The organism is Pseudoprevotella muciniphila (assembly GCF_003265305.2).
Taxonomy (GTDB): Bacteria; Bacteroidota; Bacteroidia; order Bacteroidales; family Bacteroidaceae; genus Alloprevotella; species Alloprevotella muciniphila.
In genome coordinates this window covers 1,912,793-1,926,448 of record NZ_CP033459.1, presented here as the reverse complement: position 1 = coordinate 1,926,448, position 13,656 = coordinate 1,912,793, and the positions used below count along the sequence as shown (strand labels likewise).

At 48.8% G+C, this 13,656-nt stretch carries 6 protein-coding genes; 4 read left to right on the top strand and 2 right to left on the bottom strand.

The features are described 5' to 3' along the window. Positions 1 to 169 precede the first annotated feature (169 nt). Together C7Y71_RS07740 and C7Y71_RS07735 are read right to left on the bottom strand one after the other, a co-directional pair. Positions 170 to 1,141 (bottom strand): glycoside hydrolase family 130 protein, encoded by a 972-nt coding sequence (locus tag C7Y71_RS07740; RefSeq protein WP_111898001.1) that lies wholly within the window; start codon positions 1,139 to 1,141, stop codon positions 170 to 172. A 21-nt stretch (positions 1,142 to 1,162) separates the two neighbouring features. After that, positions 1,163 to 2,404, bottom strand: a complete 1,242-nt coding sequence (locus C7Y71_RS07735; RefSeq protein WP_394366624.1) for an MFS transporter — start codon at positions 2,402 to 2,404, stop codon at positions 1,163 to 1,165. 223 nt (positions 2,405 to 2,627) lie between these two features. On the opposite strand from C7Y71_RS07735, the gene C7Y71_RS07730 reads away from it, so the two are divergent. From C7Y71_RS07730 to C7Y71_RS07715, 4 genes are all read left to right on the top strand, one after another. Then, entirely contained in the window at positions 2,628 to 5,009 is a 2,382-nt protein-coding gene (locus tag C7Y71_RS07730) for a transglutaminase-like domain-containing protein (protein WP_111897999.1), read from the top strand. Positions 5,010 to 5,392: 383 nt separating this feature from the next. Beyond that, a complete protein-coding gene (locus C7Y71_RS07725; protein ID WP_111897998.1) occupies positions 5,393 to 8,698 on the top strand; it encodes a SusC/RagA family TonB-linked outer membrane protein in 3,306 nt (1,101 codons plus the stop codon). A 19-nt stretch (positions 8,699 to 8,717) separates the two neighbouring features. Continuing rightward, on the top strand, positions 8,718 to 10,529 hold the full coding sequence (locus C7Y71_RS07720) for a SusD/RagB family nutrient-binding outer membrane lipoprotein (protein WP_111897997.1): 1,812 nt from the start codon (positions 8,718 to 8,720) through the stop codon (positions 10,527 to 10,529). 92 nt (positions 10,530 to 10,621) lie between these two features. Next, complete coding sequence (locus C7Y71_RS07715) at positions 10,622 to 13,597, top strand: endo-beta-N-acetylglucosaminidase (RefSeq protein WP_111898080.1); 2,976 nt, start codon at positions 10,622 to 10,624, stop codon at positions 13,595 to 13,597. The last annotated feature ends 59 nt before the right edge of the window (positions 13,598 to 13,656 follow it).

Sequence of the window (13,656 nt, the reverse complement as noted above, 5' to 3'; positions counted from 1 at the left end):
TTTGTTTTAGTTAAACATTTTGGGTTTTAGTTCGGTGCAAATATAAAGAAAACGTTTTTTAACTTCCAAATTTTTTTCACATTTTTTTACGTTTTGGGTGTTTTTTTGCAAAAAAAATGCCCTTTTTGCGAACAAAAAGGACAAATCAGAGGTATAAAAGCATGTATTTTCAGACGTTTTGGATGTCAGTTTCTTTCGTGAACTGAATGATTTCATCAATATATCCAAAGGCAAGTCCTGTCACGGTGTCTGCACAGCCATAATACACTGCCACCTTGCCTTTCGTCTCATCATGCAGCGCGGCACAGGGGAAGCATACGTTAGGCACGTCGCCGGCACATTCGTAGATTTCGCGAGGCGAAATAAGATAGCGGCCACTGCGGTACTTCACTTTCCACGGCTCGTCAAGGTCGAGTATGGCACTGCCGAAGGCATATACATACCCGTTGCACGAGCGCAGCACACCATGATAGAACAGCAGCCAGCCTTCAGGTGTTTCGATGGGCACGGGTCCTGCTCCTATCTTCAGACATTGCCAGGCACTGAGTTCGAATGGTGCGGGGGCCATCACGTGGCGGTGGCGTCCCCAGAACTGCAACTCGGGCGACTCGCTGTAGAAGATGTCGCCAAATGCTGTGTGTCCGTTGTCGCTTGGCCGCGAGAGCATGGCAAAACGTCCGTTGATTTTCTTCGGAAAGAGTACACCATTACGGTTGCATGGCAGGAAGGCATTCTCCACCTGATGGAATGTCTTGAAATCAGTGGTCCATGCCACACCGATGGTGGGACCATGATAGCCGTTGCACCAAGTAACGTAGTAGCGCCCGTCAATGAACGTCACACGTGGATCATAGCCATACACCCACTCTCCTATTTCTGCGTCGTCGCAATCGAACTTGATGGTCTCTGGATTTATGTCCCAATGTATGCCGTCTTTCGAAAACCCGGCATGGAGTGTCATTCTGCGATTTTGGTCATCGCAGCGGAACACCCCCGCAAAGGCATCGCCAAAGGGCACCACTGCGGAATTGAAGATGGAGTTACTGTCCGGCAACAGGTCGCGCGGAATGATGGGGTTCTCTGAATAACGCCACATGGGAGCCTTGCTCCCTGCAGGGCGGTCTTGCCATGGTATCTGCATATTGTTATTAGGTGTTTGTTTTTATGTTGTTTGTTTATCAGGATAAGTGAAAGGTACAAACCATGTGATAAGGAAGGCGGGTATGGTGGCGAAAAGCACGAAGATGAAGAAGTCGTGATAGCCAAGCCAGTCGCTGACGAGTCCGCTGAGCATACCCGGCAGCATCACGCCGAGGTTCATGATACCACTGGCGAAGGCGTAGTGCGCCATTTGGTGCTTACCCGGGGCTATTTGCTGCATCATAAAGAGCGTCAGACCCACAAAGCCGAAACCATAGCCAAAGTATTCCATTACGATGGCGGAACCGATAATCCAAAGGTTATCAGGTTGATAAATGGCGAGCAAAGTATATGCCACAAAAGGCAGGTTGAACACACAACAGAGCGGGAACAATGCTTTGCGCAGTCCTCGCCAGGAGATGAAATAACCTGCGAGTATTGAACCTATTACGAATGCCGCAGCACCAAATGTGCCGTAGCAAAGACCTATCTGTTCTTCCGTCATACCCAGTCCCTGTTCCGCTACAGGTGCTTTCAGAAAGAGCGGCACAATCTTCATCACGAAACCTTCGGCAAAGCGATAGAGGATGATGAAGAAAATGTAATAGACAATGTGCTTCTTGCGGAAGAAGTCAGCAAATATGCTTAATGATTCACGTGCTACGTCTGCAAATGTTTTTTTCTGCTCCAACGCGGGCCGACCGGCTGGCAAACGGAAGAAATGATAGATACCAAGCAAGAGCATCACAGTGCCTACTATCAGCATAATGCTCATCCATGCCATTTTCGTTCCTTCCATTGTGGGATTTTCACTACCGCTGAAAGTCTTGATGAGCACACCGGCAAAATAGACGAGTACACCGGTGGCAAAGATTTTTGCTATATTATAGAAGGCACCTTGCCAACCTATCCACTGTGCCTGCTGTTCATTGTTGAGTTCCTGCATGTAAACGCCATCGGCTGCTATGTCATGAGTGGCACCACATATTGCTATGACCGCCAAAAGGGCAATGCTGATGGCGAAAAATGAAGGCAGATGGAGAGCAACGCCAACAAGACCAAAAACTACTCCACAACTGATTTGTGTGAGGACAACAAAGAATTTCTTGGTCTTGTAAATCTCCAAAAACGGGCTCCATAGTGGTTTCAGTGTCCAAGGAAGCATGATTAGTGATGTCCAAAAGGCTATCTGCGTATCGCTAACCTGTAATCCCTTGAACATCAGTGAGCACACCATATTAAGTACAACGAAAGGCACACCCATTGCGAAATAAAGTGTAGGAACCCACTGCAAAGGCGAGCGCTTGAACACTTCTGCAGTAGTTTGTGAAGATACCAAATCCTTCTGATCTGTCTTTGTTGTTATTTCCTTACCCATATTTGTTTTTATAACAATTGGATGCAAATATAATTATTCTGAACGACTAAAACGAACAAGGTCATTATTATTGTATAATTTTGTAGCGAAATAATGTAAAAATGATACCATGATTGTAAGAAAACTATTTGCAGTTCTATTAGTGGGTATAGCCCTTTCCGCTTCGGCACAAAGCGACGTGGATTTCCTTTACGAGAGTATGCCGCTCTGCGACAAAGCCGACTATCCACGGGACTTTTTCAAGACAAACGCCACACTTACACGTCGCGCTGTGGCAAAGATGCCATGGGGCACACAGTTGGACGAAACACTAATCCGACATTTTGTTCTCCCACTACGCGTAAACAACGAACCGCTCGATTCTTTTCGCATAAAATATTATGAAACTCTCAAGGCGCGGGTCAGCGGCATGAACATGACAGACGCAGCCATAGCCATCAACCATTGGTGCCATGAACACGTAACATACCAACCTTCCGACGGCCGCACTTCATCGCCCCTACAAAGCCTTCTGACTGCCCACGGACGATGCGGAGAAGAATCCACACTGTGTGTGGCAGCCATGCGCACGGTGGGCATACCTGCCCGACAAGTTTATACACCACGATGGGCACACTGCGACGACAACCATGCGTGGGTGGAAGTATGGACAGACGGAAAATGGCATTTCCTTGGAGCATGCGAGCCAGAGCCTGTACTCGATTTGGGATGGTTTAATGCTCCTGCATCGCGGGGAATGATGATGCACACACGCGTTTTCGGCAACTATTCCGGTCAGGAAGAAATTGTTCTTCGAACCCCTACTTACACTGAAATCAACGTAACGAGCAACTATGCTCCTACGCGACGCGTGAACTTCATCGTCATGCAGAATGGCAAGCCTGTTGAGAACGCAAAGGTGGAATTCAAGATATATAACTATGCCGAGTTCTACACCGCCGTAACGCGCTATACCGACAGTTTGGGTAAGACCTATCTCACTGCCGGTTGCGGCGACTTGCTGGTATGGGCGTCGAAAGGCGACAGATACGGATTTATCAAGGCGGATTTCGCCAAGGATACCTGCAACACCATCCACCTGAATCACGATGCCACCACTCCCATAGATATAGACATCAACGTGAATGTGCCGGAACAACATTACACCCTACCACAGGTAACAGCAGAGCAACGCAGCGAAAACGACAGGCTCACTGCTATCGAAGACGAAATGCGCAAGTCGTACGAGGCCACTATGGTTCAGAAAAAGGACCGCATGGAAACCATCGATTCCTTGCTATGGAAATCGAGGGGAAATCATTCAAAAATCCGCCATTTCATCGAAGAATTTGGCACACCTGCCATTACATTGCTACGCACCCTGAGCGACAAGGATCTGCGCGATGTCTCTCTGGAGGTTTTAACCGACCATCTTAAGAATTCGCCTAAAAATGATGGCATCAGCAAGGAGGAATATGAGCGCCATGTGCTCTGTCCGAGAGCAGCACTCGAACCGCTCAGTCCTTACAAAGGTTATTTCCAAAAGGAAGGATTTACGTTCAATACCCCTGAAGCAGTGGAAACCTGGTGTAATACCAATCTTACGATTGATACCAAATGCAATCTGAACGGCACCTACATCACTCCCATCGGTGTTTACAACACAAAACGTTGCGACCCACGCTCACGCGACATCTTCTTCGTCAGTGTCTGCCGCGCAAACGGCATACCTGCATGGATAGACGCAGTAACAGGCGAAGTTTGCACCACAAACAAGAAGGGTGTCTTCAGCACTCAAAATCAAGATGCCCAAAATAAAAAACACGGTGCACGTCTCGTTCTTACCGGCGATACAACACTGCCCTACTACACCCGTTTCACCCTATCTAAAATAGAAAACGGCACACTCAAATTGCTTACCTATCCCGAAGAAGCAACGCTCGCCGAACTGCAAAACGGATTGGAACTTGAAGCGGGACATTACGTACTGACAACCGGAACACGTTACAACAACGGGAATATCCTTGCCCATATCAAGTCTTTCACATTGAGCGACGGGAAAACTACCACAGTGGAAGTGGAACCGCGAATAATAAGGGATACAGCCACGGTTTTCGGCACAGTAAAAGACATTACAGGCCCTTGCGTAGTGGCTCTTCTGGCTGAAGGACAAGAGCCTTCAAACCACGTTATACGAGACCTCGCAGCAAAGAAATCCGACTTTGAAGGAATGAAAATTCCCATTATCTGCTGTTTCCCAAGCGAAGAACAACTCCGCAAGTTTGATAGGACAGCCTTCCCCGCCATGCCCGACGGAACCCGCTGGACTGCCGACGGAACGGGAGAATTCCATGACAACATTGCACGCGCTCTCCCCATACACAACGCTTCCAACCTTCCCATCGTCGTTCTCATCGACAAGGACAGCCACATCATGTTCTACCGTCAGGGCTACACCATCGGCATAGGCGAGGACATCATCAACAAAATGAAAGATTTGTCGGGAAAATAAGGGTGTACACACTTTAGGTTTCTTTCAAGCATAAATGCATGCCTTTATAACAGTATTTGCACAGCGTGACAGACCTCCGCTGTGCAAATACTTTTGGTTTCCCAAGTGCCTCGCGCTATTTTTTTGCGTTTTTCTTTCACATTTATTAAGATTTACTTATTTTTGTGCGAAAATAAGCTTTTAATTGGATTTGCACACGCGCGCACACGAAAGCAAGATGCAGCCAGACGTCCTTGTTAACAAACATGAATCATTAATAATCAAACATTTAGAAATTCTTATATTATAGATTACCCATAAAAACATTTGAGAGACGTGCATTTTTCCATGCCTCTTGAGAAAAATTAAAGAAACAAACTAATTATTACCAATACAAAACAATTATGCATTATTCCAACCATTCCATGATGGCGTTGTTATTTTGCGCAGGTTTGTCTTTCTGCGGAGCAATGGTTCCGCAGGCAGCCTCAGCACAGGTAACCGCCTCTACGTCGTCCACGGCTACGGGTACCGTACTTGACCAGGACGGGGATCCTGTGTTCGGAGCCAAAGTAACCGCTTTGGGGCTTGACAAGAGCACACAGACCGACACAGACGGTAAATTCTTCCTGTCGGACGTTCCCGCCGGAACGACATTGAGAATTACTTATCTCGGTGCAAGAACCGAAGACGTTAAATGGGCAGGCTCAACGCTGAACATACAGTTGAAAGCACCGGAGAGCAATCCCGGTCGCGCTGTGGTAACGGCGATGGGTATTGTCCGCAAGGAAAAATCACTGACCTACGCTACACAGCAGATTAAGTCGGACGACTTCATGAAAGTGCAAGACGTGAACATCGCCAACTCCATCGAAGGTAAGGTGAGCGGTGTTACGATTACTGCAAGTGCCGGTGGAGCCGGTGGTGGTTCAAAGATTATCATGCGTGGTAACAAGTCTATCCTCGGTAGCAGCACCCCGCTCATCGTTGTTGACGGCGTGCCAATGACTAACAACATCCGCGGACAGATTAACAGCGCAGAGACCATGACTTATCAGGGAGTGGTAGAAGGTTCCGACCCTCTGTCGCAGATTAACCCCGACGATATCGAGTCGATGCAAATCCTCAAGGGTGCGAATGCTGCCGCACTTTACGGTTCCAAGGCAGCCAACGGTGTTGTCATGATTACCACGAAGAAAGGTAAGCAAGGCAAGATAGACGTTACCTACACAGGCAACATCACATTTGAGACCCCGCTGCTCACGCCGAAAATCCAGAAGATTTATGGTGCGCCCATCAGTCCCACAGGTCAGCTGATGTCTGCCGACGGATGGGGCGGAAAGATTTCTGAAACTCCTGATTACGTCTATCAACCCTACAGTAGCGATGCAACAGTGGACATGGTCATCAGTCCCGACGGCAATCCCAACCGCCAGGTGTTCATGCGCAACTATGGCAGAAACAACCTTGACGACTTCTACCGCACAAGTACTACAACGAACAACTCGTTGGCGCTCTCCGGCGGTACAGACCTAATTCAGACCTACTTCTCAATGGCAAACTCCCACTCCACGGGTCTCGTGCCATCAAACAACTACAACCGTAACACATTTGCATTCCGCCAGACATACAATCTGTTCAAGAACCGCGTGAAGTTTGAGGCATCGTTGAACTATGTTCAGACCAAGACGAAGAACCGCGTTGGTGGTGGTACGGTGATGAACCCGATTTACCACCTGTATGTTACTCCAAACAATGTGGACATGGAATACTACCGCCACAACTATGCCGGCACAGGCGTTTGGAACTCCACTCTTCAGACTTATTACAAGCAGAACGAAGATGGTACGTACGACAAGGTTAATGAGTCGATTCGCCTCTCCGGTCTGATGCAGAACTGGGCCTACATGCAAGCCCTTCAGAACAACCCCTATTGGTTGCTCAAGCAGAACACCGGCATCAACAAGGAAGACCGCGTCTATGGTGCCTTCGCTGCCAACGTGAAGATTATTGACGGGCTGACATTCGAAGCCCGCGTGGGTATCGACCACTCAAAATATGACAGTGAGACCAAGCGCTATGCCACCACCCTTCTTCCTGCAACGATGGAAGACTACGGACGCTACTGGCGCATACTGAACCGCACAACTGAACTCTACACAAACTTCCTGCTCTCCTACAACAAGACATTTGCAGAAGACTGGAGCGTGAGTGCTACTGCCGGTTGGGTGGGACACACCATCAAGTCGAGAAACCAAACCACAGACGTTGTAGCAAAATACGTTGACGGTGGTCTCAACATGATTTCCGACCGTATTAACCTCTTCATGACGAATGCCGGCGGTCCTGGTGCCACATCCTCTTCAAAGGGTTCCAACTGGGACAAGGCTGCGCTGTTTACAGGACAGGTTGGTTGGAAAGAACGCATTTATGCTGACTTCTCTTATCGTCAGGACTGGTATCGCGCATTCCGTCAGTTCAAGGACCGCGGTGTTGACGACAACTACGGCTACTTTGGTGTAGGTTTGAACGCTATCATCAGCGACCTCGCCCGTCTGCCCGAATGGTGGAACTACTTCAAGTATCGTCTGAGTTATGCAGAGGTAGGTAACTCCATTCCTAACACCGTATATTCCAAGGGTTCTGAAAATTTGCGCACCGGTGCCATCACTTCGAGCACATGGTCCACTTTCCGCAATCCTGTTCCGGAAAAGACAAACTCTTTCGAAACCGGTGTGGAAATGCTCTTCTTCAACAACAAGTTGAACTTCGACTTCACGTTCTACAACTCTATCATGAAGAACCTCTACATGATTGCCTCTAACGCCAGCGGACTTGCAGAACCCGTAAACTCCGGTAAGGTTCGCAACCGCGGTTTTGAAACCACCATCGGTTACAACTTCATCTTCAACAATGACTGGCGCTGGAAGACACAGTTCAACTTCTCTTACAACAACAACAAGATTCTCGAAACGACATACGAAGAGGATGGTACAGAGAAACTACTCTACACTGACCTCGCCGGTGTTCGTGTCCGCTACACCAAGGGTGGTTCCATTGGCGACATGTACGTGCGCGACTTGCACCACAACGAAGATGGCACTCTTTTCATGAGCGAAGGTGGCAAACTGCTTACAGAACGTCGTTACACGAAGTATATTGGCAATATGAACTCGAAGTACCAACTCGGTTGGAGCAACACCATCAGTTATAAGGACTTCCAACTCTACTTCCTCATCAACGGCCGCATCGGTGGTAAGGTGATTTCCCTGACAGAGGCTTACCTCGACAATCTGGGTCTCTCACAACGCAGTGCCGCAGCCCGCCAGTATGCAGAAGCTAACGGCCTCTACACAGCAAGCGGCGAACTTGCCATGTATCTGCCTGACGGAAGCGGACGACTTATCGGTGTTCAGGACTACTACCAGACTGTAGGTGCTACCGGCAGCCAATACACACCGAACTACATCTACGACGCTACGAACTTCCGCCTGCGCGAACTTTCCTTAGGCTATACGTTCCGTAACCTGCTGGGCGAGAACAAGAACCTCTCTGTATCGTTCATCGGCCGCAACCTCTTCTTTATCTACAAGGACTCACCTGTTGATCCCGACATCTCCCTCTCTACAGGCAACGGCCTGGGCGGATTTGAAATCTTCAACCTTCCTTCCACCCGCTCGTTCGGTTTCAATGTGAAAGTAAACTTCTAACCCTCGACACAAAAAAGATATGAAACTCTATAAGACATTATCATTATTTGCGCTCGCCTTTGGAGCAATAAGTTTTGCTGCTTGTGTTGACTACGACGAGCCTACCGATGAGTTCAATCAAACCGATATCAACATCACCGACTCCGTATATCACGGCAAACCCGACAGTATCGGCTATGGAACTCTACCCACTGAAGAAGCGGTGGATGCTGCCACCAAAAAGTTGGAGACCCGTTTCCATCAGACCATCACGGGGCAATATGCCATCCGCGGTGGTAAGAACGGCGATGTTCCCGGTCCACATGCTTACCAACGTCAGTACAGTTTAGGTCCTGACAACTACGCACAATATACCACTGTGCCTCACTCCGACTTTATGTATGGCACACTGAAATCCACATACGATATCAGTGCTGAGTTCAACGGCGGTCCTAACAGTTCATTCATCATGGTGAAAAATGCCATCGTTCCGCTCATCAACGATCCCGCCATCGACACCATTCCTGAACTGAAGGCCATCTACCTGCTCCTGTACGACTTCGCAGCACAGGAAGTAGCAGACATCTTCGGTCCGTTCCCCTATCAAAATTTCAAGGAAAACTTCAGCAATTCTCCATTCGTGTATCAGAGTCTGGAAGTCATCTACAAGAAAATTGTTGAAAACATTGACGACGTTATAGCATGCCTCGAAAACTTCAAGAACCGCCCGGAATGGTATCAGAACAAGATTATGGAGCAGATTTGGAGTTATACCGTTGTGCTGCAACACAAGTATGACCCAACGCAAGATATCGAAAATTGGAGGCGCTTTGCCAATTCTCTGAAACTGCGTATGGCTATGCACATCGTGAAGGTGAACCCGACATTGGCGCAAACATGGGCAGAGGAAGCCGTGGCAAGCGGTGTGATAGAGACAACAACCGACGAAGCCGTTTTGTCTCCTTTGATGGTAGGTTTCACCAACCCATTGCTTGAGATATGGAACAACTGGGGCGATGCTCGCTTGAGTGCTTCTTTCGAAAGTCTGCTCATGAGTCTCAACCACCCATTTGCCAAGAGCGTGTTCCGCAAGAACAGCGATCCTATCACTAACCTGAAGACCGGTGAAGTTCTTCCTGCAAACACACGCATTGTAGGTCTGCGCGAAGGCATTCACCCGGGACAGGGTCAGGCATACGGCAACAACCAGATGATTGCATATAGTTCACTCGTTGCAGAAAATGTGGCTATGGCTCCACTTTATCTCATTAAGCTCTCGGAGGTTGACTTCCTGCGTGCTGAGGGTGCACTGCGCGGCTGGAACATGGGCGGTGATGCCAAGATGTTCTACGAACGCGGCATTGAATATGGTTACCTGAACGACCGTCTCATCGGCGATTATGCATACACCAGTGCCCTGCCCGAATACATGGCACAGACTGAGGCCACTCCTTATATTTATCAGGATCCTATGGGCAATGTGGTTGACCCGAAGACCGGCAACTCTTACCTCGAAAGCGTTACCAAGATTGGTGTAGCATGGAACGAAGGCGACAGCCAGGAGACGAAACTCGAAAAAATCATCACTCAGAAGTACATTGCCCTCTTCCCGAACTCATGGGAGGCTTGGGGCGACATGCGTCGCACAGGATATCCCAAGGTGTTCCCCGTGATGAATGCTGACGAAGGCGATGGCACCTTGAAGTATGGCGACCTCATCCGTCGTGCTCCATTCCCCAACACTGACGATGCTTCCGTACGCGACATCGACCGCACGGGTCTTGAGGCACTCGGCGGCGAAGACTACCAGAGCACACGCCTGTGGTGGGACGTTGAAGGACCTAACTTCTGAAAATAAAGACTATTTGTGGGCTGTACGCACAAACACTCTGCGTGCAGTCCACAAACTTTATAGACACATTAAAAACATATAACTATAATAACATGAAGAAAATTCTACTCACAGCGGCACTTGTTGCCAGCCTAAGCGGTGGCACAGTGCAGACAGTTTGTGCGCAAGAATACGACGCTTCGGCTTCCACTTCATTGTTCGATTTCAATCCGTTCAACGACAGCAACTTGCTGACACTGTTCTACAACGCGCTGCAGGATGGAAGGAATTACCCGACTATGGAAGAGTTCGAAGCAGCCGGATTCACAGCCATGGACATAGAGTTTGTACGCTCACATGTGCGCAAACGCGAAATTATTAACGACCAAAGCAACCAGTTGCTCAGGGGTGTATCAAACACACGCCGCCTCTGGCTGAATGTTCCGATGGGAACAGGCAAGACAACAGGTGGATATCCGGGTACAAACACTGGCGATGACACATACACCATGTGGAACTACACACACCTGTTCGGCTCGTGGAATCATGGACTTTTCCAGGCACCAGGCTGTTGGATTGATGCAGCACACCGAAACGGCACAGACATCATGTCCGGAATCAAATTCTTTGAGAGTTGGACAGCAGGCTCTGGCGACCAGGCATATAGTAAACTCATCTCCGAAAAAAATGCTGATGGCACGTACAAATACGTTAAACCCGTCATCAACTGCCTACTCTATTTCGGTGCAGATGGTATCAACTACAACTGGGAAGATGCGTCGTATTCCAACACCGACATCATACGCTTCCACCAGGCACTCTATAAAGAAGCAGAACGCGTAGGTTTCGACAATTTCCATATCGGTCTTTACACATCAGTTTCCACACTGACTGCAGGCAATGCAGAATCACTATTCGGTTCCAAGACCAACGGCAAGACTGCAGATACATTCCTGAACTATGCTGCCGGCGACTTCACTTACGGCATTGCTGCCTCAGAAAACACAGCAAATAACACACTCGGCACTGTTGACGGCTTATACGCAGGCGTATGGATTGTACACATGAACCGACGCTGGACATCTCTCGCAGGCAATAGTATCGGTGCCGTTCTATGGGGTGAACATGGCAACAGTCGTTTCTGGAGTTGGAACGTGGGCGACGATGCCAGTTCGTTCCAAAGCAACTACCAAGCACTCCTCGAAAGGGGATTCTCCGGTGGATACCGCAACCCTGCACGCCGTCCGACAATGCAGAACTCGGGCAACGATTGGTCATGGAACGGGACAACTCCTCCCCTCTCCACCTTCGGAGGTTTGGCTACTTACTTCCCTGAGCGCTCTGCCATCACTTCGATGCCTTTCCGCACTTATTTCAACATAGGTGTAGGTAACAGCTACAACTACAAGGGAAAGAAGACAGCAGGTCCATGGTACAATCTCTCTACTCAGGACATTGTGCCAACATATCGCTGGTTAGTACGTTCGGCTAATACAACGACTGTTGCCACCAACATACAACCTGAATTCACCATTGATGACAGTTACCAAGGTGGTTCAAGTCTCCGCCTGACGGGCACACCTTCTGCCAGTGGTACGGACATTGTGCTCTATCGCACAGAATTGCCAGTTGCGAGCGCGGGCACATACGCAAAAGTAGCCATCAAGAGTGGCATTGAAGGCAACAATGCCAGCAACCTCTACCTCATACTCAAAAAGAAGGGCGAAACGACCTACCACGAATATCCCGTAGGCAACACCACTTCCAAAAATTGGGAAGAGAAGAACATTGCTCTCGACCTGGCCTCTGGCGACGTTGTGCAATTCGTTGGTCTCCGTGTGAAGGGTTCAACGTCGGGCAACTACAATATGTATGTAGGCAAACTTGAAATTAACGATGAGAAAACCGTTGTACCTGCAGAAATCAAGGACTTCACTGTAGAAGTGAAGCGCGAAACTACCAAATCGCTTGCCGTGAAACTCAACTGGGCACTTGATGCTACCGGTAGCACACGTTCCGATTGGGGTATGGTATTCAACGAAGACGGCAATGTGGATCACTTCGAAGTTCTTTACAAGAATGGAGAAGACGGCAGAATCAGCGCAATCAGCCATGTACAGGGCTGGTCAGACTATATTGGCGATATTCCCATGTCAGATGGCGAAGATCCCTACATTGGTGTACGCGCCGTTTCTACCGACCTGAAGACTTACAGCGATCCTGTTTGGGTGCATGTATCAAGGAGTTCTAACGTACCGGCTGGCGTCGAAGGCGATGTTGTATATGGCATCAGCGAAATCAACCCAAGTTCTGAAGGTTACCAGACTGCCTTCGACACTCGCTACATCACGTCCGTTACATCCACCGGTGCTTCTGTGGCAAACATCAACTTCACGGGTAGCAAGCAGCAAGATGGTACCAACTACGTTGACGGCACATCGAGCGTGCTGAAAGTGAAACAGGGAGATAAAGTTACCATCAACTGGGTTTACAACAGTGCAAGCGATGGTCTGCAATACTGCACCATGAAGACCTACGCTGACTGGAACATCAACGGCTATTTCGAGTCGAAGACAGACGAACTTATTGTTGAGCAGGGAGGAGAAAAGCAGAATAACAGTTCTAATCTCAAGCCATTCACCCTTAATGTTCCAGAAGATGCTGTATGCGGTTTCACACGTATGCGCATGGTGCTCAGCGATGCGTGGTTCCCCCATCCGGGTCCTACATGTCTTACCACCAAAGGCTACACCCTCGACCTCGCTATTGAAGTATCGGGTGCCAACGCTGAGCGCACACCGCCTGCCGACACACACGACCAAGGCGTAAGCGATATTCCCGATGGTCTCGATGGCGACCTTACAGCAATCAACACCCTTACTGGTGCTGTATCCTCTGCAGTTGTAGCCAATGATTGCATCAACCTTGAAAACGTGGAAAAGGTATGGATATATAGCGCAGATGGTAAATTAGTGAACTTCACGAAGGATAGTCCCACAAGCATCAGCACGAAAGAATTCCCTCCAGGCACATACATCGTCAAGATGCAGAGCGGCAATGTCATTCGAGCAGTTAAGATAGCCATATAAGCAAACTGCTTATACCTAAAAAAACGGACCCCGTTACTTCGGGGCCCGTTTTTTTGGCT

Excerpts from the sequence above, each read along its gene's own strand:
- C7Y71_RS07730 (WP_111897999.1), top strand. The coding sequence starts at position 2,628 with ATGATTGTAAGAAAACTATTTGCAGTTCTATTAGTGGGTATAGCCCTT.
- C7Y71_RS07725 (WP_111897998.1), top strand. The coding sequence starts at position 5,393 with ATGCATTATTCCAACCATTCCATGATGGCGTTGTTATTTTGCGCAGGT.
- C7Y71_RS07715 (WP_111898080.1), top strand. The coding sequence starts at position 10,622 with ATGAAGAAAATTCTACTCACAGCGGCACTTGTTGCCAGCCTAAGCGGT.
- C7Y71_RS07735 (WP_394366624.1), bottom strand. The coding sequence starts at position 2,404 with ATGGGTGTGCCTTTCGTTGTACTTAATATGGTGTGCTCACTGATGTTC.
- C7Y71_RS07720 (WP_111897997.1), top strand. The coding sequence starts at position 8,718 with ATGAAACTCTATAAGACATTATCATTATTTGCGCTCGCCTTTGGAGCA.
- C7Y71_RS07740 (WP_111898001.1), bottom strand. The coding sequence starts at position 1,141 with ATGCAGATACCATGGCAAGACCGCCCTGCAGGGAGCAAGGCTCCCATG.